The organism is Mesorhizobium sp. YC-39, assembly GCF_025753795.1.
GTDB lineage: Bacteria > Pseudomonadota > Alphaproteobacteria > Rhizobiales > Rhizobiaceae > Mesorhizobium.
Genome location: NZ_JAOWPS010000002.1, coordinates 561,875 through 585,575 on the forward strand (window position 1 = coordinate 561,875; position 23,701 = coordinate 585,575).

A 23,701-nucleotide genomic window follows, 5' to 3' on the forward strand; every position below is an offset into this window, starting at 1 on the left:
TGGAGACATGACATGAACGCGGTTCAGGCGACCATGGCGGCCGTGTCGCCGGTCAACGACGCCCAGCGGGCCAGGTTGCTGTTCTGCCTGCTCGTCGCGCCTCTCGTGGCGTTCGCGCTTTCCACCCATGCTGTCGCAATCCTCCAGGATCCGGACTGTTGGTGGCAGGTCAAGGTAGGACTTGACCTGCTGGCTAACCGTACGTTCCCGCTTGTCGACAGCTATTCTCATACCTTCGCCGGCCAGCCGTGGATCGCCAAGGAATGGCTCGGACAGGTTTTCCTCGCGCTCGCCTACACTGCGGGCGGTTGGAACGGTGTGGCGATACTGATCATTGCCACCATCGCGCTGACGATCTCGCTGCTGTCATGGCATCTCAGCGCTTGGCTGAGGCCGACGGCGGCGGTCGGACTGGCACTGTTCACGGCGGCCATGATCTCGCCCATCTACACCGCGCGTCCCCACATCTTCACCTTGCCCCTCATCGTCATCTGGACCGCAACGCTTTTCCGCGCCGCGCGCGATGAGCAGCCACCGCCTTTGTGGCTGCTTGCCCTGCTTGTACTCTGGGCCAATCTCCATGCCACCTTTACCCTTGGCTACGTCATTGCCGCCTTCGCCGGTCTCGATCTTCTTGCGCGAACCCGCCTGTCCAACCCCATGCTGCTTGCCAAGTGGGTTGCTTTCGGTCTGCTTTGCCCGCTGGTCAGCCTGCTCAATCCCTACGGCGTCAAGGCCATCCTCGCCACATTCACGGTAGCCTACGGCAATGAAGCGGTTCCCCTGATCGTCGAGTGGCGGCCGTTCGACGCCTCGGATCAACCGCTCCAGGAAATGGGTATCCTGCTGTTCGTTTTCGCGCTGCTTGTGTCGAGACTGCGCATCGGCTGGGCCAAGGCGCTGTTCATCATCTTTGCCCTGCATGTCTATCTCACCCATTTGCGCTTCATGTATCTGTTCTTCCTGCTGGTGCCGATCGTGATTGCGGTCGAGGTGGCGGAGCAATATCCCGCACTTTCCCTGGCGAAATGGACGGCGGACAAGCGCGACGGGCTGGAACGGTTTTTCGCCAAATGGTTTTACCAGATCTGCGGCGTGGCCGGCGTTCTGGTGGTGGGCGCGGTAGCCATGCTCACCAGCGCCTATCAGGCAGAGCCAAGCCAGAAGACTTCCGCCAGGGACGCGCTTGCATTCGCGCAAAGCCATCATTTGTCAGGCAATGTCCTGAATTCGTACAATTTCGGCGGTAGCTTGATCTTCCATGGCATCAAGACATTCATCGACGGCCGGACCGATCAGCTCTTTCTCAACGGCTTTGCGAAGACAGATTCCGACATGGGCCGCAGCGGCGGAAAGCCGATCCTTGAGGCGCAGCTCGAGAAATATGCGATCGCCTGGGCGCTGCTGACGGCGGACGACAGCCGCATTCCCTTCTTCGACGAGCTGGGCTGGAAGCGGGCCTATTCAGACAAATACGCCGTGATCTACGTGCCTGGCACCTGATTTCGGTGTCGACAGGCAAATTCCTCGCAGTTCAAGCCGAACAATGCTTGTCGCCCAAAGAACGAGGCGGCAAGTTCGCCACTAAACCTATGACTTTTTAATATTTTTCCCTGTTCACCTCTCTCGAATCCAAATGCCGAACCTTCTATTTTTCTCGACGCAGCAGATCGCTGCGAACGGTCGCCACCTCGTGACGACGACCGAGAAGGAAGAAGGAAAAATCCGATGTATCGCAGCCACGGGCTTTGCGTGCCCACCCACCGTCCCCTGCCTGTCTCGTCGGTGAAGGCCGATATCCAGACAGTGGCCCACGGCGAGCGAAAGCGGCCAATCGCACCTTTCAGATTGACCAAGCTGCTTCTGACAATCGGCTTCCTGCTGACCGCCGCGGCCATCGCCGCCTCGGTTTCCTGAGCTATACCAAAGAGAAATATGATGCCCAACTCAGTACCTCCCCGAACTTCCAACGCTCTCCACCGCTTTGTCGTCGGGCGCGATGGCGAAGGCCATTGGATTGCCCGCGATGAACAGGGCCAGACCGGCGGCGTTTTCACCGACAGGATTTCCGCCATCCGTTTCGCCACCATGGAGAGCGACCATCAGGCGGGTGCGGTAAGGTTCGCGCCTGCGTCCGCACGGCTGTCATTGTTCAATTGAGCCGTGATCCGTAAGGCCCGGGCAACGACAAGCGAGCGACTTCAACAGTTGACGTCGCCGCTGCTCCGGGCAGATCGCGATAGCCGATCATGGAAACTCCGCATCTTGCCGATCTGAGCAGCCTGCTCGCGCGCTTGACGCATGCGCGCAGGCTTCTCGATCACCAACTGTGGGAAGCTGCGCGCAGCCTGTCCATCGACAAATCGTCTCCTGAAGGCCGGCGATTTGCCTGCCTGGTTGATGCCGACGCCACGCTCGACGCCACAATGTTGCTGGTCGCGGTATCAAGCCGCTCCGTGGTCAGCCTCGGCAATACAGGCGGACACTGGACATGCACGGTTCAACCGACGGCGCCTCTCGCCGGAGCCGCGACAAAGAGGTTCCGGATGGAGCATGCGGATCTGCCAGCCGCGGTTCTGGCATCGCTGATTGCCTCGCTTCTGCATGCGGAAGCCTCACGGGGCCTTCCAAACCAACAAAAGGAAATCCGTCCATGACGCCTGAACAAGCACGCCTGCGCCTGAACGGCGCCATGACCGCATTGGTCACGCCGTTTTCAGACGGAGAGGTCGACCTGGCGGGCCTGACGACACTGCTTGAGTGGCAGATCGAACAGGGTATCAACGGCCTTGTCCCGTGCGGCACGACCGGAGAGGCGCCGACCTTGTCGTGGGAAGAGCGTCTCGACGTCATCGCGCGATGCGTCAAGGTCGCCAGCGGCAGGGTGCCGATCATCGTCGGCAGTGGCACCAACAACACCGAAGCGACGATCGCTTTTACCGCCGCTGCGGAGGCCTTTGGCGCCGATGCGGCCCTGATCGTGACGCCTTACTACAACAAGCCTACCCAAGAAGGCATCTATCGTCATTTTGAAGCTGTCGCCCGCAAGGTCAGCATCCCGATCATTGTCTACAATGTCCCGGCCCGCACCGGCGTCGACCTGCTTCCCGAGACGATCAAGCGCCTGGCCCAAGTACCGACCATCGTCGGCATCAAGGACGCAACGGGCGATCTGAGTCGGCCGTCATCGCTTTCATCCGCGCTCGGCGATCGCTTCATCCAGTTCTCGGGTCACGATTCGACGTCCTTCGGCTTCAACACCGTGGGTGGCCGGGGCACGATTTCCGTGGTCTCCAACGTAGCACCCCGCCTGTGCGTCGAAATGCACGATGCATGCCGGGCGGGAGATCACCGCACTGCTCGGGCCATACACCATCGGCTGAGGCCGCTCATCGCGGCGTTGGAACTGGAAAGCAATCCAATCCCGGTGAAATACGCGCTGCACCTCGCACTTGGGCTAAGCGCCGATGTTCGCTTGCCGCTGACGCCGGTGCTACCGGAAACCGCTGATACCATCCGCGAAGCGATGCTGGCGGTGAGAACGACAGCAATGTCTTCAACTCGACACGGGCTATCGTGAGCGCGGGGCAATGGTGGTACTAATGCATATCGCCCAAAAGCCTGCCCTCGGGCTTGACCCGAGGGATCCGCAGCGGTTTTGGGATAACGCCATGCTTAGAAACAAGAACTAAGGCGCGTGGCATGAATCCCTTCAGTCGCGACGCGCTTTGGTCGAACAGGGCACGAAGGTTTTCAAGACACGCCGTCAAACTTTCCGCGGCCGCGCACCCTTCTCGTCCATGAGATAGACCAGCCCGGGTCGAACGATCCATTCGCCTGCGCGCAAGGAATCGACATCGAAGCGTCCGTCGGCAGTGCGCGGTGCAACACCCACATAACGATAGCGATGCCCGCTTGCGTCGACGACGGTTTCCGGGATCGGTTGACCTGCGAGATGGCCGATGGTCGCCCCTTCGGACTCAAGGTTCGCCAAAATGAAATACTCGATCGGCGGGCTTCGCCCAATCCTGGCACCCCGGTTGAACGGATTCAGGCCTTTGTTCATTTTGGACCACCGATCACATTTCAGCGGCGTGGTCAGGTGTGTCACCTTTCCATCAACCCGCGAACAGACCCGCATTAGATAATCGGCAGCCGCATATGAATTCGAGAGGTGTGCGTGGCCCAGTTTATTAGCGCCGCATAGTGAAAAGCGCTTCGGGCGGAGCCAAGCACCGTCTTTCGAAATCTTTATAGGAATTTTATTTCTTTCCTCTCCACCACGTCTCGAACCTTTATGGTGTTTCGATCCATATTCCGGCAGGCAAACCTGGTGGCGACTACCGTCGTTACGAGGTGTTTTCGTATGAATTCGACTGGCAGGCCGCAGAATTTCAACACAATGCGCAAAACCAAGCAAGACTAGTAGCCGCAAGTTTGAAATACAAAGCGCAAAAATAAACAAGGAACACGTACCATGGACATCGTCGTTATCGGAATAGGGGTTTTGTTTTTCGCCCTGTCCTTCGCCTACATCAAAGCTTGCGACAGTCTTTAACGGAAGGATCGCAACATGCTTGTCGACTATATCCTCGGTGGCGGTGTGACGCTGTTCCTTCTCGCCTACCTGACTTACGCCCTCGTTCGCCCAGAACGCTTCTGACAGCAACTGGCGCCAGGCACGGAAAGCTACATCAATGACTCTCAACGGATGGCTACAGATCCTCGTCTTTTGCGGGATCGTCGTTTTGCTGGTGAAGCCGCTCGGCGGCTACATGTATCGCGTTTTCAATGGCGATCGCACATTTCTTTCGCCTGTTCTCGGCCCGATCGAACGGGGTCTCTATCGCATCTCCGGAACCAGCGAGCGCGAGGAGCAGCACTGGACCAGCTATGCGGCGGGCATCATTTTCTTCAGCCTGGCCAGTTTCCTGGTGCTCTATTTCCTGCAGCGGCTTCAGGGTGTCCTGCCCCTGAATCCGGCCGGCATGACCGCGGTTGAACCCAACCTCGCCTTCAACACCGCTGTCAGCTTTCCGACCAACACCAACTGGCAGAATTACGGCGGCGAAAGCACGATGTCCTACCTCGTGCAGATGGCCGGCCTCACCGTGCAGAACTTCATGTCGGCTGCGGTCGGCATTGCCATCGCCGTCGCGCTGATCCGCGGCTTCGCCCGCGCCTCGGTGAAATCGATCGGCAATTTCTGGGTCGATATGACCCGCTGCACCCTCTACATCCTCTTGCCACTCTGCATCGTGCTGACCCTCGTTTATGTCTGGCTCGGCATGCCTCAGACGCTTGGGCCTTATGTCGACGCCACCACGCTCGAGGGCGCGAAGCAGACAATCGCGCTTGGGCCTGTCGCCTCGCAGGTTGCCATCAAGATGCTTGGCACCAACGGCGGCGGCTTCTTCAACGCCAATGCCGCGCATCCTTTCGAAAATCCCGATGCGATCTCCAACCTGATCCAGATGGTGTCGATCTTCGCCATCGGTGCTGCACTCACCAACGTGTTCGGCCGCATGGTCGGCAACCAGCGCCAGGGCTGGGCGATCCTGGCCGCCATGGGCGTGCTGTTCATCGCCGGCGTCGCGGTCTGCTACTGGGCGGAAGCGTCGGGCAACCCGCTCGTTCATGCGCTGGGCATCGACGGCGGCAACATGGAAGGCAAGGAGACCCGCTTCGGCATTGCCCTGTCGGCGCTGTTCGCGGTCGTCACCACGGCCGCATCCTGCGGCGCCGTCAACGCCATGCATGACAGTTTCACCGCGATCGGCGGCCTGATCCCGATCCTCAACATGCAGCTCGGCGAGGTCATCGTCGGCGGCGTCGGCGCCGGCTTCTACGGCATCCTGATGTTCATCATCGTCGCCGTCTTCGTCGCCGGACTGATGGTCGGCCGCACGCCGGAATATCTCGGCAAGAAGATCGAGGCCAAGGAGGTCAAGATGGCGATGCTGGCCATTCTCTGCCTGCCGCTGGCCATGCTGATCTTCACGGCCTTCGCGGTGGTGCTGCCGACCGGCGTCGCCTCCATGGCCAATGCAGGCCCACACGGTTTCTCCGAGGTGCTCTATGCCTACACCTCTGCCGCGGCCAACAATGGCTCGGCCTTCGGCGGCCTGACCGGCAACACGCCCTGGTACAACATCACGCTCGGCATCGGCATGCTGATGGGCCGCTTCCTGGTCATCATCCCGGCGCTCGCAATCGCCGGCTCGCTGGTGGCGAAGAAGACGGTTCCGGCCTCCGCCGGCACCTTCCCGACCGACGGTCCGCTGTTCGTTGGCCTGCTGGTCGGCGTCATCCTGATCGTCGTCGGCCTGACTTTCTTCCCGGCGCTGGCGATCGGACCGATCGTCGAGCACCTGGCGATGATCAACGGGCAGACCTTCTGAGACAGTCATGAACCGGCTCGATATCAAGCGTCGCAAGGCTCGGCCCCGGGCCGGCAATGAGGGGGAGGCAACTCCCCCTCCCTTCCCGACCATCTCCACCTTCCTCGGCATTGCGGCAGTGATGATCGTGATCTGGCTGCTGGCCTACGGGCCGCCGCATCTTTTTTCGGCATCCGATCGATCGGCGCCGTCCACCAACATTGATACTGGAGCCACCAAATGAGCCAGTCCAAATCCGCTGTTATCATGGATGCCCGCATCCTGTGGCCCGCCATCGGTGGGGCCTTCAGGAAACTCGATCCACGCACGCTGATCAAGAATCCGGTGATGTTCGTCGTCGCCATCGTCTCGGTGCTCACCTCGGTCCTGTTCATCCGGGACCTCATAACCGGTGGCGGCGATTTCGGCTTCACCCTGCAGATCATCATCTGGCTGTGGTTCACCGTGCTGTTCGCCAACTTCGCCGAAGCAGTGGCCGAGGGCCGCGGCAAGGCGCAGGCCGACTCGCTGCGCAAGGCGCGCACCGAGACACAGGCCAAGCTTCTGACCGGTGAGGACCGCACCAAATTCAAGCTGGTGCCCGGCACCAGCCTGAAGGTTGGTGACGCAGTGCTCGTCGAGGCCGGCGACATCATCCCGTCGGATGGCGAGGTCATCGAAGGTGTCGCTTCCGTCAACGAGGCGGCGATCACCGGCGAATCCGCGCCGGTCATCCGCGAATCCGGCGGCGACCGTTCGGCGGTGACCGGCGGCACGCAGGTCCTGTCCGACTGGATTCGCGTGCGCATCACCGCCGCCTCCGGCCATACTTTCCTTGACCGCATGATCTCGCTGGTCGAAGGCGCCGCGCGCCAGAAGACGCCGAACGAGATCGCCCTCAACATCCTGCTCGTCGGCATGACGCTGATCTTCGTGCTGGCCACTGCGACGATCCCGAGCTTTGCCTCCTATTCCGGTGGCTATATCTCGGTCACCGTGCTGGTCGCGCTGTTCGTCACCCTGATCCCGACCACGATCGGCGCCTTGCTTTCGGCCATCGGCATCGCCGGTATGGACCGCCTGGTGCGCTTCAACGTGCTGGCCATGTCCGGCCGTGCGGTCGAGGCGGCTGGCGACGTCGACACGCTGCTGCTCGACAAGACCGGAACGATCACGCTCGGCAATCGCCAGGCGACGGAGTTCCGCCCGGTCAAGGGCGTCACCGAACAGGAACTGGCCGACGCGGCGCAGCTCGCCTCGCTCGCCGACGAAACGCCCGAGGGCCGCTCGATCGTCGTTTTGGCGAAGGAGAAATACGGCATCCGTGCCCGCGACATGGCAACGCTGCATGCCGCTTTCGTGCCCTTCACCGCGCAGACCCGCATGAGCGGCGTCGATATCGACGGCTCGTCGATCCGCAAGGGCGCCGTCGATTCGGTTCTCGCCTACGTCAACCAGTCGACATCAGCCGGCAGCGGCACACGCCCAGGCAGCGACTCCGTCCGCGATCTGCAAGCGATCGCCGACGAGATCGCCAAGTCCGGCGGCACGCCACTGGCGGTCGAGCGCGACGGGCGCCTGCTCGGCGTCGTCCATCTCAAGGACATCGTCAAGGGCGGCATCAGGGAACGCTTCGCCGAGCTGCGCAAGATGGGCATCCGCACGGTGATGATCACCGGCGACAATCCGATGACGGCGGCGGCGATCGCCGCGGAAGCCGGCGTCGACGACTTCCTCGCCCAGGCAACACCAGAGGACAAGCTGAAGCTTATCCGCGATGAACAGGCCAAGGGCAAGCTGGTCGCCATGTGCGGCGACGGCACCAACGACGCCCCGGCGCTGGCCCAGGCCGATGTCGGCGTCGCCATGAACACCGGTACGGTCGCCGCGCGCGAAGCCGGCAACATGGTCGACCTCGACAGCGACCCGACCAAGCTGATCGAGATCGTCGAGATCGGCAAGGCGCTCCTGATGACGCGCGGCTCGCTGACGACCTTCTCCATCGCCAACGACGTGGCCAAATACTTCGCCATCATCCCGGCCATGTTTGCCGTCTTCTACGTGGCGCCGGGGCAGACATCAGGCCCGCTGCAGGCGCTCAACATCATGCATCTGGCGACGCCGCAGAGCGCCATCCTGTCGGCGATCATTTTCAACGCGCTGATCATCATCGCGCTGATCCCGCTGTCCTTGAAGGGCGTCAAATACCGCGCCATCGGCGCCGGTGCGCTGCTCAGCCGCAACCTTCTCGTCTACGGCCTCGGCGGCATCATCGTGCCATTTGTTGGCATCAAGCTGATCGACATGATCATCACCGCCATCGGCCTCGCATAAGGAACCACGTCCATGCTCAATCAAATCAGACCCGCGATCATCATGATCGTCTTCTTCACGATCCTGACCGGCCTGATCTATCCGATCGGCATGACCGGCATCGCCCAGGCCCTGTTTCCCAACCAGGCCAATGGCAGCCTGATCGAGAAGGATGGCAAGGTCGTCGGTTCCGAGCTGATCGGCCAGGCCTTCGCCGGCGACAACTACTTCCACGGCCGCCCGTCTGCTGCCGGCGACGGCTACAACGCCGCCGCGTCCAGCGGTTCCAATCTCGGCCCGACCAACCCGAAGCTGATCGATCGCATCAAGGGTGACGCAGAAAAGTTGAAGGCTGAAAATCCGGGCGCGCCGGTGCCGATGGACCTCGTCACCACATCCGGCAGCGGCCTCGACCCGCATATCAGTCCCGAAGCCGCCTATTTCCAGGTCGCCAGAGTGGCCAAGGCCAGGGGCGTCGATGAAGCGAAGATCAAGGCGCTCGTCGACGGCCACGTCGAGGACCGCGAACTCGGCTTCATGGGCGAGCAGGTCGTCAACGTGCTGGCCCTCAACCTTGCGCTGGACGATGCGACGAAGCAATGATGGCGCGTACGGGGATGACGCCATCCCCGGCGCCGTTGATGATCGATGCTGATGCCGGACGAGAGCCGCAACGCAGAAACAAGACCCTCTCCCGACGCGCTGCTTGATCACGCGGAGCGCGAGGAGCGCGGTCGTCTGAGGATTTTCCTGGGCGCAGCCCCCGGCGTCGGCAAGACCTATGAGATGCTGATGTCGGGCCGCGCCAGACTGGCCGATGGGATTGACGTGGTGATCGGCATTGTCGAGACGCACGGCCGCAAGGAAACCCAGGCGCTGGTCGAAGGCTTTGAGGTCATCCCGCGCCGCCATGTCGACTACAAGGGCCGCAAGCTGGACGAGATGGATATCGATGCCATCCTCGCCCGGCGTCCGGCGCTGGTTCTCGTCGACGAGCTCGCCCACACCAACGCGCCCGGCAGCCGTCATCCCAAGCGCTATCTCGACGTCCAGGAAATCCTGACGCATGGCATCGACGTCTATACGACGCTCAATATCCAGCATGTCGAAAGCCTGAACGATGTCGTGGCCCAGATCACGCGCGTCCGGGTGCGCGAAACGGTTCCCGATTCCATCATTGACCAGGCCGACGATGTCGAGATCATCGACCTCACCCCCGACGACCTGATCAAGCGGCTAAGGGAAGGCAAGGTCTACTTTCCCAACACCGCCCAGCGCGCCATCGAAAACTATTTCTCGCCGGGCAATCTGACGGCGCTCAGGGAACTGGCGCTGCGGCGTACCGCCCAGCGTGTCGACGAGCAGTTGCTGAACCACATGCAGGCACACGCCATCCCCGGACCGTGGGCGGCGGGGGAAAGGGTTCTTGTCTGCGTCGACGCGCGTCCGGGCGGGGCGGCCCGCGTGCGCTATGCGCGCCGGCTGGCCGACCGCCTCCGCGCCCCCTGGACGGCACTTCATGTCGACACCCCTCGTTCGGCCGGCATGTCCGAGGAGGACAAGGATCGGCTGGCGAAGCTACTTCGCCTTGCCGAGCAGCTCGGCGCCGAAGTGACGACCATACCGGGTCAGAACGTCGCGCAGGACATCGTTCGACATGCGACCGCGAACAACTTCACCCATATCGTGATCGGCAGGCCGACCCGATCGCGCTGGCGCGAATTGATCGAAGGCTCGCTCACTTACGATCTCATCCGCAATGCCGGCGACATCAGCGTCCATGTCATTTCGGGGACCGATCGGGGCACCGACGCTGCGTCGAGGAGCGTCAAGGCGGCAACCGAGCAGACGCAGTTCGAGGTATGGCCCTATCTCAAGGCCACGGCCTATGTCGCCGGCTCGCTCGGCGTCAGCGCGGTTCTCGACCAGTTTCTCGACGTCCGCAATCTGGCGATCATCTTTCTCATCGGGGTCCTGACGTCGGCGGTGACCGGCGGTCTCTGGCCGGCTCTGTATGCCTGCCTTATCAGCGCCCTAGCCTTCAACTATTTCTTCCTGGAACCACGCTACACGCTGACGATCCAGGATCCGGAGAGCATCGTTGCGCTGGCTGTCTTCCTGGTTGTTGCCGTCATTGCCAGCAATCTGACGGCGCGCGTGCAGCGTCAGGCGGTCGCCGCCCGCTCGCGGGCACGGGCCACGGAAGATATCTATCTCTTCTCCAGGAAGCTCGCCGGCGCCGGCACGCTTGACGATGTGCTCTGGGCCACGGCCTTCCAGATCGCATCGATGCTGAAGCTGCGCGTGGTGCTGCTTTTGCCCGAGGACGGTTCGATCACCGTCAAGGCCGGCTATCCGCCCGACGACACGCTGGCCGAGGCCGACATCGCAGCCGCCCGCTGGGCCTGGGAGCACGATCGCCCCGCGGGCCGTGGCGCCGATACGCTGCCCGGCGCAAAGCGCCTCTATCTTCCCTTGCGGACCGGCCGCACGGCGGTTGGCGTCGTCGGCCTCGACAACGACAAGCAGGGGCCGTTGCTGACGCCCGAGCAGCAGCGTCTTCTCGACGCTCTCGCCGACCAGGCGGCGGTCGCCATCGAGCGCATCCAGCTTGTCGCCGATGTCGACCGGGCCAAGCTCGCGGCCGAGGCGGACCGCCTGCGCTCGGCATTGCTGACCTCGATTTCCCATGACCTGAAAACGCCACTGGCGGCCATCATGGGCGCTGCCGGCACGCTGAGGGAATTCGCGCCTGCACTTCCCGAGCAGGATCGGACGGAGCTCTTGTCGACCGTACTCGACGAATCCGAACGGCTGAACCGCTTCATCGCCAATCTGCTCGACATGACCAAGATCGAATCCGGCGCGATGGAGCCGAACTACGCCTTCCACTATGTTGGCGACATTGTCGGCTCCGCCTTGCGGCGGGCGAAGAAAATCATCGGCGAGCACAAGACAGAAATCGACATTCCGCAGAACTTGCCGATGCTGAAGCTCGATCCGGTCCTGTTCGAGCAGGTGCTGTTCAATCTGCTCGACAATGCCGCGAAATACGCACCGCCAGGGTCGACGATCCGGCTGCGGGGCTGGGTCGACAACGGCTTCGTTACCCTGCAGGTCATGGATGAAGGGCCGGGCATTCCACCGGCGGATCTGGAGCGAATTTTCGACACGTTCTACCGGGTTCGCAAGCGCGACCAGGTCCGGGCCGGCACCGGGCTGGGGCTGTCGATCTGCCGCGGCTTCATCGAAGCGATGGGCGGGACCATAACGGCGGCAAACAGGACCGACCGCTCGGGTGCGGTCTTCACCATCAGGATGCCGGTGCCGACGGAACTGCCCCCCATGGGCGACCCCAATATGGACGAGCCCAATACCGACGACCAGAATACTGGTGACTTGGCATGACACATTCGAACGTCAGCATATTGGTCGTCGATGACGAGCCGCCGATCCGAAAACTGCTTCGGGTCGGCCTCGGCAGCCAGGGCTATGCGATTAGCGAAGCGCCGAACGCCAAGGCGGCGATAGAACTCGTCGAGACGGAAAAACCCGATCTGATCCTGCTCGACCTCGGCCTGCCCGGCATGGGTGGTCACGATTTGCTGCGAAAATGGAGGGACGATGGCCTGGACATTCCGGTGGTCATCCTTTCCAGCCGCACCGACGAGTCCGGCATCGTCATGGCGCTTGAGCTCGGCGCCGATGACTACATCACGAAGCCGTTCGGCATGAATGAGCTTGTCGCGCGCATCCGCGTGGCGCTCCGCCACAAGTTCCAGCAGCAAGGCGAGAAGCCGGTGTTCCATACTGGCGATCTCACGGTCGATCTGGTGAAGCGCATCGTCAAGGTCGAGAACAGGGAGATAAAGCTCTCGCCGAAGGAATACGACATATTGCGCATCCTCGTGCAGCATGCGGGCAAGGTTCTCACCCACCAGTTCCTGCTGAAACAGGTCTGGGGCGATTCGACCGACGTGCAGTATCTCAGGGTCTATGTCCGTCAGCTCAGACAAAAGATCGAGAAAACGCCCGACCAGCCGCGCTACATCACGACCGAAACCGGCGTCGGGTACCGCCTGCGCGAGGTCGAGTGAGTGGGCGTCAACGTGCCCCCAATTCTGCTCCACATCGGAAATCAACGAGAACGATATGAAAATCGCCGAATTCATCCGGCCGGAAAGCGTGGTCCTTGATCTCGCGGCCAAGTCGAAATCGCGTGTTCTCCAGACTATGTCTGCGAAAGCCAGCGAGGCGCTCGGGATAGAAGAAGGGCCGATACTGCAAGCGCTTGTTGATCGGGAAAAACTCGGTTCGACAGGTATTGGCGAAGGGATCGCCATTCCGCATACGCGTGTGCCGGGCGTGGTCCATCCATTCGGCATGCTTGCCCGGCTAAGCAAGGCAATCGATTTTGAGGCCGTCGACGACATTCCGGTGGACATCGTCTTCCTGTTGCTGATGCCGGGCGAAAGCAGGAAGGATCATCTGGACGCGCTTGCCTGCGTGGCGCGGCAGTTGCGCTCGCACGAGGTTTTGAAAAATATCCGCAGCGCTACAAGCGCCGATGAACTGTACGCAGCAATAATTTTCCAGGCGGATTCGCCCGAATGAGAGATTGAAAGCATAATCGCGCAACACCGAGACGCTGGCCCAATCCGCCGAGAGTTCCGCGGTCCTGGCAAGCGCACCGCTGAAGCGGTCAACGAAATAGCCAGCATATTAGGATTGACGAATATTATGTTCTGGCGGCGGGCGCGTCGATTCCGCTGCGATCGAACCTCGACCATGGCATCGCCGGACAGACGCCCTATATTAAGGGTTGTCTCTTTTGGCGCGGGAATGAACGCAATGTCGCAGCCTCGTATTTCAACGATTTTCATGTCGGCAATGCTGGCTATGGGTGTGTTGTCGGGCGCAGCGTCGTCCGTTGCGGCGCAGACCGTCAACTCCGCCAATCGCAACACGCTGATCCAGCAAAATGAGTTGCAAATATTGGAAAACAGGCTGCAGCGGCAGCAATACCAGCAGCAGCAACAGCAGTTCCGTGCCCAGGATCGCCAGATCGCGCCACAACAGCGGCCGGTGGTGCCGCAGATGCAGCCGAGTTGCCAGTTGCAGCCATCGGGCAGCAGTTTTGTCAGAACGTGTCGCTGACAGGCTGGCGTTTTCCATTTATTTAGCCGACTTATTGGATCGAGGTGTCGTCTGATGTGGCGAACCTGATTTCGCTTCACTGGGGCGCTGCCTCGACTGAGGTTTCGCAAATGGCAGCCAGCAAGAAGAAGGCCGTACGCAAGGCAAGAAGAGGCGAAAGGATGCGCCAGGTCGCGGCGATTCCCTTTCGGCTGAGCGAACACGGCAATGTCGAGGTAATGCTGGTCACATCGCGCGCGACCAGGCGCTTCATCGTGCCCAAGGGCTGGCCGATGAAGCGCAAGAGCGGACGCAAGGCGGCCGCCATCGAGGCGCAGGAAGAAGCCGGAGTCGTCGGCAAGACGCTCAGGAAACCGGCCGGCACCTATTCCTATTGGAAGCGGCTTGAAAACCGCTTCGTGCGTGTCGACGTCATCGTCTATCTGCTGGCGGTAACGGAGGAGCTCGCCAGTTGGCGGGAAGCGGAAAGCCGGCAGCGGGCCTGGCTGGCGCCGGAAGACGCAGCGATGCTTATCGACGAGCCCGATCTGTCAACGCTGTTGAGAGACCTGAAGATTCCGGAACCAACCCCCGAGCCAGCCCCCCAACCAGCCAATGGCACATGAGGCCGTGCCTCAACGGCTCTCTTCATCCAGTCCAGGAAAAGGCCGCACCGGGGTGCCGGTATAGGCCCACAGCCACTCGCGCGGCAACGGCCCCTTGTTGCGGTCGCTCTGCTGCGACTGTTCCCACGCATGCGCCAGGATGCCGACGGAGCGCGACAGCACGAAAAGCCCACGTGTCAAAGGCGGCGGAAACCCGAGTTCGCCATAAATGACGGCGGTGGCGCCGTCGATGTTGAGCGGGATTTTCTTGCCCTTTCGCAACGCGACTTCGGCCTCGATAGCCTCGGCGATGTCGGCAAAGCGCCCGCTGACGACACCGCGCGCGGCAAAATCGCGGGTCACTTCCAGCAAGCGCGGCGCGCGCGGGTCGACCGGATGGAAGCGGTGGCCAAATCCCGGTACGTAGCCCTTGTCCTCGGCGAAGAAACGGTCGAGCCGCGCCGAGACGGCATCGGCAAGCGTCGATCCTGCATCCTGCGCCGCGGCGATGTCGCCGTAGAAGGCAAGCGCCTGCTCGCCGGCGCCGCCATGCACGTCGCCAAGCACATTGATGGCCGAGGCCATGGCGCTGTTGATGCCGACGCCACAAGTGGCCGCCATGCGGGCAATGGCGATCGACGGCGCCTGCGGCCCATGGTCGACGGCTGCACCGAGCGCGATGCCAAGCAAGGCGGCCTGCTCCTCGCTGGGCAATTCGCCGCGCAGCATCAGCCAGATCATCGCCGGGAAGCTGACGCGGCCGATTAGATCCTGAATCTCATAGCCGCGCAGCCGGATCACGCCGGGGCGCATCTCGATGATCTCGGTCTGCCACCATTCTTCGCCGCGCCCGCGCCCGGTCCTTTTTTCCGCATCACTCATCCACGCGCCCCCGTCTTGGCCGGCGCCCCAGCCTTGGCCCGCGGCGGCAGGCCGGAAAAGACCTCGTCCATGTGTTCGCCGAGCGCGGGCGGCGGCTTGACCGGCAAGGGTGCGGCGCCATCGACCATGAAGCCGCCGCGCACGACGGTCAGCGGCCGGTCCATGCCAGACACACCATCGAAACGGGTGGTCATGTCGCGCAGGGTCACTTGCTGCTCCTCGAGCACTTGCGGGATCGTCAGCACCCGGCCCGCCGGCACGCCCGCACGATTGAGCTTCTCCTCCCAGGCGGCAGCCGGGTCGCTGGCCAACGCGTCCTCGATCAGCACCTTCAATACGGCGCGATTGCGTTTGCGCGTCTCGCGCTCGGCAAAGCGCGGGTCTGACGCCAGCTCCGGCAGCCCGATCAGTCGGCACAGCGTGACGAACTGCTCCTGCTTGTTGGCGGCGATGTTGAGCAGGCCGTCACCGGTGCGAAACGCGCCGGAAGGTGCCGCCGTCATGTTCTCATTGCCCATCGGCTGCGGCTCGACATCGGCCGTCAGATAGTTGGAAACCGGCCAGCCGAGTGCGGAGAGCGTGCATTCCAGCATCGACACGTCGAGGAAGGCGCCCTCGCCACTTGTCTTCTGCTTCACCAGTGCGGCAGTGATGGCGAAGGCTCCGACCAGCCCGCCCAGCGTGTCGGCCACGGGATAGCCGACACGCAGCGGCGCCGTCTCCGGCGTGCCGGTGATGCTCATGATGCCGGAAAGCCCCTGGATGATCTGGTCGTAGGCCGGATTGTCGCGCATCGGTCCCGTCTGGCCGAAGCCCGATATCGCGCAATAGACAAGACTGGGCCGGACCTCTTTCAGCCTGGCATAGCCGAGGCCCAGCCGTTCCATCACCCCCGGCCGGAAGTTCTCGACCAACGCGTCCGCCGTGGCGACCAGATCGAGGAAGCGCTCGCGATCGGCTTCCTGCTTGAGATCGAGCACCACCGATCGCTTGCCGGCGTTCTGCGCCAGGAACGAAGCGCCCATCCCGGCCTCATTCAGCTCGGGCGAAGCGCCGAGTTGGCGCGCCAGGTCGCCGCCTTTCGGCGCTTCGACCTTGATCACGTCGGCTCCAAGTAGCGCCAGCTGATAGGCGCAGTAAGGGCCGGCCAGAACATTGGTCAGGTCGAGGACGCGGATGCCGGACAAAAGGTCGGTCATGATCTCACAAACAGGTCAGGCATCGCCCGGCACATGCTCCGGTCCGCGCCGGCGTCGGTGCTCGATATAGGCCCAGATATGCGGTCCGACCAGGCCGATGAAGGCCAGCGTCAGCAGCGTCAGCGACAGTGGATGCTTGTAGAACACCGACCAGTCGCCGTTCGAGATGGTCATCGCCCGGCGGAACTGCGTTTCGGCGAGCGGCCCGAGGATCATGCCGATGATCACCGGCGCCGTCGGGAAATCGAAGCGCCGCATCAGGAAACCGGCGGCACCCAGGAGATAGAGGATGACGAGATCGGTCGGCGATTGCGAAATGCCGTAGGTACCGACCGTGGCGAACACCAGGATGCCGGCATAGAGCTGCGGCGCCGGGATCTTGAGGAGCCGCACCCACAGCCCGATCAGCGGCAGATTGAGGATGACCAGAATGACGTTGGCGATGAACAGGCTGGCGATCAGGCCCCAGACGAGATTGGCCTGTGTCGTCAGCAACAGCGGCCCGGGATTTATGCCGTAGCTCTGGAAGGCCGACAGCATGATCGCCGCCGTCGCCGAGGTCGGCAGGCCGAGCGTTAACATCGGCACCAGCACGCCGGCGGCCGAGGCATTGTTGGCGGCTTCGGGGCCGGCAACGCCTTCAATGGCGCCGACCGTACCGAACTCCTCCTTGTGCTTCGACAGCTTCTTCTCGATCGCATAGGACAGGAAGGTCGGGATTTCGGCGCCGCCGGCCGGCATGGCGCCGATTGGAAAGCCGATCGCAGCACCGCGCAGCCATGCCTTCCAGGAACGCCCCCATTCGGCCGCGGTCATGTAGAGCGAACCTTTCAGCGGCACAATCTCGTCCTTGCCGGCATAGCGGCGCGAGGCCATGTACAGCGTTTCGCCGACGGCAAAGAGGCCGACTGCGACGATGATGACATCGACGCCGTCGAGCAGTTCGTTCATGCCGAAGGTGAAGCGCGGCTGCCCGGTCTGCAGGTCGACGCCGATCATGCCGATGACGAAACCGATGAACAGGCTGGTGAGGCCGCGCACCGAAGACGAGCCGAGCACCGCCGACACCGTGATGAAGGCCAGCACCATCAGCGAGAAATATTCGGCCGGACCGAAGGCAAGCGCGAACTTGACCACGACCGGCGCCAGGAAGGCGACGCCGAGCGTGCCGAGGGTGCCGGCGACGAAGGAGCCGATCGCCGAGGTGGCCAGTGCTGCGCCGCCACGGCCGGAGCGGGCCATTCTGTTGCCCTCCAGCGCGGTGACGATGGTGGCGCTTTCGCCCGGCGTGTTGAGCAGAATCGAGGTCGTCGAACCGCCATACATGGCGCCATAATAGATACCGGCGAACAGGATGAAGGATGCTTCCGGCGCCACCTGGTAGGTGATCGGCAAAAGCAGCGCGATGGTCAGCGCCGGCCCGAGGCCGGGCAGCACGCCGATCGCTGTTCCCAATGTCGTGCCGACCAGGCACCACATGAGGTTGACCGGCGTGAAAGCGACCGAGAATCCATGCGCGAGCTGATTGAGGGTTTCCATCGCGTCACCCCCTCAATGTGCTGATGATGGCGTTGATGACCGTGTTCAGCTCGTTCTCGATGAAGCCGGCGCCGATGTTGACGCCAAGCGCCCTGGCGAAGCCGAAATAGGCTGCAAGCGCCAGGATCAGCCCAAGCAGCGCGTCGCGCAGCGGGTGCCTGCTGCCGAATCCGTGGCAGATGAGAACGAACATGATCACCGAGGCGGCGGTGAAGCCGAGCGGCCGTATCAGCAAAAGATTAGCGACCAAGCCGGCAACCACGAAACCCATCGCCTTCCAGTCGGTCGACGTTTCCTTTTCCTCCTCCGGCTGCCAGCCGCCCCTGAGCGCGGCGACAATGAGCAGGAGGGAAAGGATCACCATGCCTGTCATGGTGATGTAGGGAAACACGGTCGGACCGACCTTGGAATAGAGCGGCGACACCGGGATCGCCAGGGTCTGCCATGCGACGGCCGCGGCGCAGGCCAGAAGCCCGATGCCGATCAACAATTCGGGCACGGCAAGGCGCGAGCGCGGCGCCTGCGGATCGCTAATGCTCATTTTGTCCTCCCAAGACGGCCGGCCTCCTCCCGCCGACATCACCGCAGTTTCACTCGCGCCGGATCACATGTCCATGCGATCGGCGAAGGCCGGAAGAAGGGGCGGCGCAGGCCGCCCCTTTCTGAACAATCAGGCGAGGCCGAGATCTTTGAGGATCGCCCCGATGCGGGCGGTGTCCTCGGTGAGGAATTTGGCATAGTCGTCACCGGTGAGCAGGATTTGCGTCCAGTTGCGGTTCTTGCATTCGGTGGCCCATGCCTCGCTCTTGGCCATGGTCTCGACCAGCGTGATCAGCGCCGCCTTGTCGGCGTCGGAAACGCCAGGCGGCGCGAAGACGCCGCGCCAATTGAACAATTCGACATCGATGCCGGCTTCCTTCAGCGTCGGGGCGTCGATGCCTTCCTGGCGCTTGTCGGCCGAGATGGCGAGCAGTCTGAGCGCTCCCGCCTTGACCTGCTCGGAGAACTCGCCAAAGCCCGAGATGCCGGCCGCCACCTGGTTGCCAAGCAGCGCCGACAGCGCCTCGCCGCCGCCGGCGAACGGCACGTAGGACAGGTTGGTTGCCGGAACACCGGCCGTCTTGGCGATGAGACCGAACAGGATGTGGTCCGAGCCGCCGGCCGAACCACCGGCGACCGGCACCTTGGTCGGATCGGCCTTGAGCGCGGCGACGAAATCGGCGGCGGTCTTGAACGGCGAGGCTGCCGGCACCACCAGCGCTTCGAACTCGCCCGTCAGCCGGGCGATCGGCGTCACCTCGGTGAGATTGTTGGCGGATTTGTTGGCGATGATGGCGCCGACCATGACCATTCCGGCCACCATCATCGAATTGCCCTTGCCATTCCATTGGTTGATGAACTGAGGCAGGCCGACCGTGCCGCCGGCACCGCCGACATTGGTGATTTGCGAACCGGAGATCAGCTTCTCACTGCGCAGCACCTGGTCCATCGTGCGCGCCGTCTGGTCCCAGCCGCCGCCGGGCGCCGCCGGCACGAAGATCTGGACCTGCGGCGCGTCCTGCGCAAAGGCGGGCGTAAGATGCAACGCTGCGAAACCGGCTGCGCCCGCTGCAGCGGTGCTCATCAAAAAACTGCGTCTGTTCAGCATGGGATTCCTCCAAATCACGACACCTCCTCCGGTGCCTGCCAGAAACGTAGCCTGAATTCAGACCCGCTCGGAAAAATTCTTGCTGGTTTTATTGCGTTCTGTCAAGAGGAACGGCATTCTACTAGACAGAACATCCTGAATAAGGCATCATCGTTCCGTTGGGTCCGCCTAACCGGAAATGAAATGAGATCGTCGCACAGATGACGCAAGCACGGTCCAAAACGGCATCAGCCGATGGCGTTGCCGCGCTCGATCGCGCCATCGCCATTCTCAACGCCTTCGCGGCGGCCGACCGGTCGCTCAGCCTGGCTGAAATCGCGGCGCGCACCGGCCTCTACAAGAGCACGATCCTGCGGCTGGCGAGCTCGCTGCTGCGCGGGCAGTTGCTGGAGCGCCTCGACGATGGGCGCTACCGCGTCGGCCCGGCAACCTTCCGGCTCGGCACGCTCTATCAGCGTTCGGTGGTCGCAAGCGACGTCCTGCTGCCGATCATGCGCGACCTCGCCGACCGGAGCTGGGAAAGCGTGGCCTTCTATGTACGCTCGGGCGATGTCCGCACCTGTCTCTATCGTGTCGAGTCCAAGCATCCCATTCGCTACACCATACGGGAGGGCGACGTGCTGCCTTTGCTGGCCGGTTCGGGCGGGCGTGTGCTGGCGGCATTTTCCGGTGAGCCAGGCGAGCCTTACGAAACGATCCGCGAAACCTATCACTATCTGACGGTCGGCGACCGCGACCCCGAGACGGCGGGCGTATCGGCGCCCGTGTTCGGGCCGGGGCGCGTCTTGCTCGGCGCCCTGACGCTGGCCGGTCCCAGCACCCGCGTCGACGCAGCCTTCCTCCAGCGCATGAAACGGCCGCTCATCGAAGCGGCAGCCCGCGCCACCCACGCGTTTGGCGAAGATGCCTCGATGCTCGACCAAGCGGCCCACGAGGCGAGCGCGGAACGCGTGGAAACCGTCAATTCGGCTTGACCAGAATCGCGTGATGGCGGGAGCTCAAGGCCGCCGTTCCAGCAGGATCGTCGCGGCGTCGTGATAGGTGGTTCGCAGCACTTCCCTGTAGCCGCACTTGGCCGCGACATTGAGCGAACCGGTATTTTCCGGATCGATGATGCATACGGTTCTGGCGCGCCCGAAAGTCTCGTCACCCCAGGCAAGGATCCGTCCGACAACCTCGCTGGCGAAACCCTGGCCGTGTGCGTTGGAAGCCAGCGCCCAGCCCGCTTCGGGCACGCCCTCGATCGACGGCTCGATATCGCGCTTCAGATCATGAAAGCCAGCCTCGCCGATGAAGCGGCCGGTCGCCTTGTCCTCAATCGCCCAGAAGCCGTAGCCGAGCAGCGACCACAGGCCGGCATGGCGCAGGAAGCGCAGCCAGCTTTCCTCTCGCGTACGCGGCTTGCCGCCGACGAAACGGGTGACGGACGGATCGGCCCACATGGCGACATAGCTGTCGAAATCATCCAGCCGATGCGCCCGCAGAAAAGTGCGCTCCGTCTCGATGACCGGCACGCCGGCTGCTTTCGAACTGCCCATAGGTCCCTCGCTGCGCCTGACCCGGCAAACCGCTCCCGATCCTGGAAAGGATCATGCGCAAATTGAAAGTGGGCAGTGTTAGCAACTTGCTTGCGCCGAACAAGAGCCAGGCCGCGCAGATCGCCTTCCAGCGCTAAAGTCCGCTCCAGGCAATGCCCGTGCTGAGGGCGGCAGCCGGGCCGGCGGCGTAGGCCGCTATGGGAATTTTGCCGAACGATGCTACCCTCGCAGAGGGGCTGATTCAGCGCGTCGGCGCATACCCGTCCGACGGAGGAGAAAGCGCATGGACACCACCGATCTTGTGCTGGCCATCATCCATCATCTGCTGGTGTTTTCGCTGGCCGGCATCATCGGCGCCGAATTTGTCCTGATCCGTAGCGAATTGCCGGCAATGACGCTCCGACGCCTTGTTGGCATTGACCGCCACTATGGCATCATCGCCATGCTGATCATCATCGTCGGCATCGGCCGCGTCATTTACGGCCTGAAGGGCTGGGAATTCTACGTCTACAACTGGGTGTTCTGGGCAAAGATGGCGGCGTTCGCCATCGTCGGCCTCTTATCGATCATCCCGACCGTCCGCTTCCTGTCCTGGAACAGGCAGGCAGTCGCCAATCCCGCCTTCGCCGTGCCGGCGGCTGAACTGGCCTCGGTGAAAACCTATGTTCGCGCCGAAGCCTTCATCTTCCTGCTGATCCCGGTCTTCGCCGCGGCGATGGCGCGCGGCTACGGCTACTAGACCTGATCGAACCGAAGGTCCGCGCCGACGACGGTTGCGGATATCAGAAGTTTGCCGTTTGAGTCCGGTTGCAATCTGCTAACTTGCGCTAATTGTTTCTAAATCCACGGCCGGTGTTGAGAGGAACGTCGCGCCGCGGCTGGAAAATGTATAACCTGGGAGGAAATCACGATGAAAACATTCGCCGCCGCTCTGGCCGCCGCAGCCGTCACGCTTTATTCGTTCGCTGCGGGCGCGCAAACCTATCCCGAACGCACCATCACCGTTGTGGTGCCGTTTTCGGCCGGCGGCCCAACCGACACGGTCACGCGCCTCGTCGCGGAAGCCATGTCGAAGGATCTCGGCCAGCAGATCATCGTCGAGAATGTCGGCGGCGCCGGCGGCACACTGGGTGCGGGTCGCGTCGCGAACGCCGAGCCGGACGGCTATACGCTGCTCCTCCATCACATCGGCATGGCGACCAGCGCGACGCTTTACCGAAAGCTGGCATACGACACGCTGAACGGCTTCGAATATGTCGGCCTCGTCACCGAGGTGCCTATGACCATCGTCGGCCGCAAGGACCTCGAGCCGACCGATCTGAAGAGGCTGGTCGACTACGTCAAGGCTAACAAGGATACCGTCACCGTCGCTAACGCCGGCATAGGCGCGGCCTCGCATCTGTGCGGCATGCTGTTCATGAGTGCGATCGGTACGCCGCTTGTCACCGTACCCTACAAGGGCACCGGGCCAGCCATGACCGATCTTCTCGGCGGTCAGGTCGACATCATGTGCGATCAGACGACGAACACCACCAAGCAGATCCAGGGCGGCACGATCAAGGCCTACGCCGTCACCTTGCCGGAACGCCTCGATGTGCTGCCCGATCTGCCGACAACGACGGAAGCCGGTTTCCCGGAGGTGCAGGTCGGCATCTGGCACGGCCTCTATGCGCCCAAGGGCACGCCGGCCGAGATCACCGAGCGCCTGTCGAAATCGCTTCAGGTCGCGCTGAAGGACCAGAATGTCGTCGCCCGCTTCGCCGAGCTCGGCACCAAGCCGTCGTCCGACGCAGACGCGACGCCGGCCGCGCTGAAGGCCAAGCTGGAAGGTGAGATCGCGCGCTGGAAGCCGATCATCGAAGCTGCCGGCCAGTACGCCGACTGAGGTTTTGAACGGGGCGCTATCGGCGCCCCGTTTTCGCTTCGGCCCGTTTTCGCATTGCATCGTCGCGCCTGCGGCGCGGCCTTGGGAGGAACGCCATGAAACCTTTCGCAATTGACAGGACCAACGGCCTATGCGCCGCGCTGTTCATCCTGTTCGGCGCATTTTTCGCAGCTCAGTCGCTCGGCCTCGAAATCGGCACCGCCTTCCGCATGGGACCGGGCTATTTCCCACTGGTGCTGGCGATCGTGCTGATCCTGCTTGGCGCCATCATCCTCGTCCAGGCGGTGCGCTTCGAGAGTGAGCCGATCGGCCACATTGCATGGCGCGGCATGCTGTTCATTCTGCCGGCTCCGATCTTCTTCGGCCTGACGGTGCGCGGCCTCGGCTTCATCCCGTCGATCTTCCTGACGGCGCTGATCGCATCGTTTGCCAGCGGCCGCATGAAGCCACTGACCGCGCTCGTGCTGTCGGCCGGCCTGACGCTGTTTGCGTTCCTCGTCTTCAGCTACGCACTCGGCCTGCCGTTCCAGCGCTTCGGCCCCTGGCTGCCCCCGTGGCTGACATTGTGAGGAGATG

Annotated in this window: 25 protein-coding genes; 18 read left to right on the forward strand and 7 right to left on the reverse strand. The window is 62.7% G+C overall.

What is annotated here, in order from left to right; translation table 11 throughout:
• The first annotated feature begins 12 nt into the window (after positions 1-12).
• The 4 genes from OHD62_RS12110 to dapA all read left to right on the forward strand — a co-directional run bounded on the left by OHD62_RS12110 (position 13) and on the right by dapA (position 3,580).
• Entirely contained in the window at positions 13-1,503 is a 1,491-nt protein-coding gene (locus OHD62_RS12110) for a hypothetical protein (RefSeq protein WP_263782922.1), read from the forward strand.
• 225 nt (positions 1,504-1,728) lie between these two features.
• Positions 1,729-1,917, forward strand: coding sequence for a hypothetical protein (locus tag OHD62_RS12115; RefSeq protein WP_263782923.1), 189 nt, complete (start codon positions 1,729-1,731; stop codon positions 1,915-1,917).
• 21 nt (positions 1,918-1,938) lie between these two features.
• Positions 1,939-2,160, forward strand: coding sequence for a hypothetical protein (locus OHD62_RS12120; protein WP_263782924.1), 222 nt, complete (start codon positions 1,939-1,941; stop codon positions 2,158-2,160).
• Positions 2,161-2,491: 331 nt separating this feature from the next.
• Positions 2,492-3,580 (forward strand): 4-hydroxy-tetrahydrodipicolinate synthase, encoded by a 1,089-nt coding sequence (gene dapA, locus OHD62_RS12125; protein WP_318528596.1) that lies wholly within the window; start codon positions 2,492-2,494, stop codon positions 3,578-3,580.
• A 186-nt stretch (positions 3,581-3,766) separates the two neighbouring features.
• Here the strand turns inward: dapA and OHD62_RS12130 are convergent, their stop codons facing one another.
• Positions 3,767-4,066: a hypothetical protein gene (locus OHD62_RS12130; RefSeq protein WP_263782925.1), complete on the reverse strand. Its 300-nt coding sequence runs from the start codon at positions 4,064-4,066 to the stop codon at positions 3,767-3,769.
• 507 nt (positions 4,067-4,573) lie between these two features.
• Between OHD62_RS12130 and kdpF the strand changes: the two genes are divergently transcribed.
• The 10 genes from kdpF to OHD62_RS12180 all read left to right on the forward strand — a co-directional run bounded on the left by kdpF (position 4,574) and on the right by OHD62_RS12180 (position 14,455).
• Positions 4,574-4,663, forward strand: coding sequence for a K(+)-transporting ATPase subunit F (gene kdpF, locus OHD62_RS12135; RefSeq protein WP_081609884.1), 90 nt, complete (start codon positions 4,574-4,576; stop codon positions 4,661-4,663).
• A 34-nt stretch (positions 4,664-4,697) separates the two neighbouring features.
• Positions 4,698-6,401 (forward strand): potassium-transporting ATPase subunit KdpA, encoded by a 1,704-nt coding sequence (gene kdpA / locus OHD62_RS12140; RefSeq protein ID WP_263782926.1) that lies wholly within the window; start codon positions 4,698-4,700, stop codon positions 6,399-6,401.
• Between the two features lie 7 nt (positions 6,402-6,408).
• Positions 6,409-6,624 (forward strand): hypothetical protein, encoded by a 216-nt coding sequence (locus OHD62_RS12145; RefSeq protein ID WP_263782927.1) that lies wholly within the window; start codon positions 6,409-6,411, stop codon positions 6,622-6,624.
• Positions 6,621-8,714, forward strand: coding sequence for a potassium-transporting ATPase subunit KdpB (gene kdpB / locus OHD62_RS12150; RefSeq protein WP_263782928.1), 2,094 nt, complete (start codon positions 6,621-6,623; stop codon positions 8,712-8,714). The genes OHD62_RS12145 and kdpB overlap by 4 nt, the downstream gene beginning before the upstream one ends.
• A gap of 12 nt (positions 8,715-8,726) precedes the next feature.
• Complete coding sequence (gene kdpC, locus OHD62_RS12155; protein ID WP_263782929.1) at positions 8,727-9,296, forward strand: potassium-transporting ATPase subunit KdpC; 570 nt, start codon at positions 8,727-8,729, stop codon at positions 9,294-9,296.
• Between the two features lie 51 nt (positions 9,297-9,347).
• Positions 9,348-12,101 (forward strand): sensor histidine kinase, encoded by a 2,754-nt coding sequence (locus OHD62_RS12160; protein ID WP_263782930.1) that lies wholly within the window; start codon positions 9,348-9,350, stop codon positions 12,099-12,101.
• Positions 12,098-12,790, forward strand: coding sequence for a response regulator transcription factor (locus OHD62_RS12165; protein WP_263782931.1), 693 nt, complete (start codon positions 12,098-12,100; stop codon positions 12,788-12,790). The genes OHD62_RS12160 and OHD62_RS12165 overlap by 4 nt, the downstream gene beginning before the upstream one ends.
• 55 nt (positions 12,791-12,845) lie before the next feature.
• A complete protein-coding gene (locus tag OHD62_RS12170) occupies positions 12,846-13,307 on the forward strand; it encodes a PTS sugar transporter subunit IIA (protein ID WP_263782932.1) in 462 nt (153 codons plus the stop codon).
• 237 nt (positions 13,308-13,544) lie between these two features.
• Positions 13,545-13,850 carry a hypothetical protein gene (locus tag OHD62_RS12175; RefSeq protein ID WP_263782933.1) on the forward strand — a complete coding sequence of 102 codons (306 nt, stop codon included), beginning with the start codon at positions 13,545-13,547 and terminating at the stop codon, positions 13,848-13,850.
• Between the two features lie 110 nt (positions 13,851-13,960).
• Positions 13,961-14,455 (forward strand): NUDIX hydrolase, encoded by a 495-nt coding sequence (locus OHD62_RS12180; RefSeq protein WP_263782934.1) that lies wholly within the window; start codon positions 13,961-13,963, stop codon positions 14,453-14,455.
• A gap of 9 nt (positions 14,456-14,464) precedes the next feature.
• On the opposite strand, the gene OHD62_RS12185 is transcribed toward OHD62_RS12180, so the two are convergent.
• The 5 genes from OHD62_RS12185 to OHD62_RS12205 all read right to left on the reverse strand — a co-directional run bounded on the left by OHD62_RS12185 (position 14,465) and on the right by OHD62_RS12205 (position 19,702).
• Positions 14,465-15,316, reverse strand: a complete 852-nt coding sequence (locus OHD62_RS12185) for a citryl-CoA lyase (protein WP_263782935.1) — start codon at positions 15,314-15,316, stop codon at positions 14,465-14,467.
• Entirely contained in the window at positions 15,313-16,515 is a 1,203-nt protein-coding gene (locus tag OHD62_RS12190; protein WP_263782936.1) for a CaiB/BaiF CoA transferase family protein, read from the reverse strand. Before OHD62_RS12190 ends, OHD62_RS12185 begins: the two co-directional genes overlap by 4 nt.
• Positions 16,516-16,530: 15 nt before the next feature.
• The gene (locus tag OHD62_RS12195; protein ID WP_263782937.1) at positions 16,531-18,054 is read right to left on the reverse strand and encodes a tripartite tricarboxylate transporter permease; all 1,524 of its coding nucleotides are present in this window, start codon (positions 18,052-18,054) and stop codon (positions 16,531-16,533) included.
• A 4-nt stretch (positions 18,055-18,058) separates the two neighbouring features.
• Positions 18,059-18,595 (reverse strand): tripartite tricarboxylate transporter TctB family protein, encoded by a 537-nt coding sequence (locus OHD62_RS12200; RefSeq protein WP_263782938.1) that lies wholly within the window; start codon positions 18,593-18,595, stop codon positions 18,059-18,061.
• Between the two features lie 129 nt (positions 18,596-18,724).
• Positions 18,725-19,702: a Bug family tripartite tricarboxylate transporter substrate binding protein gene (locus OHD62_RS12205; RefSeq protein WP_263782939.1), complete on the reverse strand. Its 978-nt coding sequence runs from the start codon at positions 19,700-19,702 to the stop codon at positions 18,725-18,727.
• 200 nt (positions 19,703-19,902) lie between these two features.
• On the opposite strand from OHD62_RS12205, the gene OHD62_RS12210 reads away from it, so the two are divergent.
• Complete coding sequence (locus OHD62_RS12210; protein ID WP_263782940.1) at positions 19,903-20,676, forward strand: IclR family transcriptional regulator; 774 nt, start codon at positions 19,903-19,905, stop codon at positions 20,674-20,676.
• A gap of 24 nt (positions 20,677-20,700) precedes the next feature.
• On the opposite strand, the gene OHD62_RS12215 is transcribed toward OHD62_RS12210, so the two are convergent.
• The gene (locus OHD62_RS12215) at positions 20,701-21,240 is read right to left on the reverse strand and encodes a GNAT family N-acetyltransferase (protein WP_263782941.1); all 540 of its coding nucleotides are present in this window, start codon (positions 21,238-21,240) and stop codon (positions 20,701-20,703) included.
• 283 nt (positions 21,241-21,523) lie between these two features.
• On the opposite strand from OHD62_RS12215, the gene OHD62_RS12220 reads away from it, so the two are divergent.
• The 3 genes from OHD62_RS12220 (at position 21,524) to OHD62_RS12230 (ending at position 23,694) form a co-directional block, all read left to right on the forward strand.
• Positions 21,524-21,979: a DUF2214 family protein gene (locus OHD62_RS12220; RefSeq protein ID WP_263782942.1), complete on the forward strand. Its 456-nt coding sequence runs from the start codon at positions 21,524-21,526 to the stop codon at positions 21,977-21,979.
• A 171-nt stretch (positions 21,980-22,150) separates the two neighbouring features.
• Entirely contained in the window at positions 22,151-23,125 is a 975-nt protein-coding gene (locus tag OHD62_RS12225) for a tripartite tricarboxylate transporter substrate-binding protein (RefSeq protein ID WP_263782943.1), read from the forward strand.
• 95 nt (positions 23,126-23,220) lie between these two features.
• Positions 23,221-23,694: a tripartite tricarboxylate transporter TctB family protein gene (locus tag OHD62_RS12230; protein WP_263782944.1), complete on the forward strand. Its 474-nt coding sequence runs from the start codon at positions 23,221-23,223 to the stop codon at positions 23,692-23,694.
• Positions 23,695-23,701: the final 7 nt, after the last annotated feature.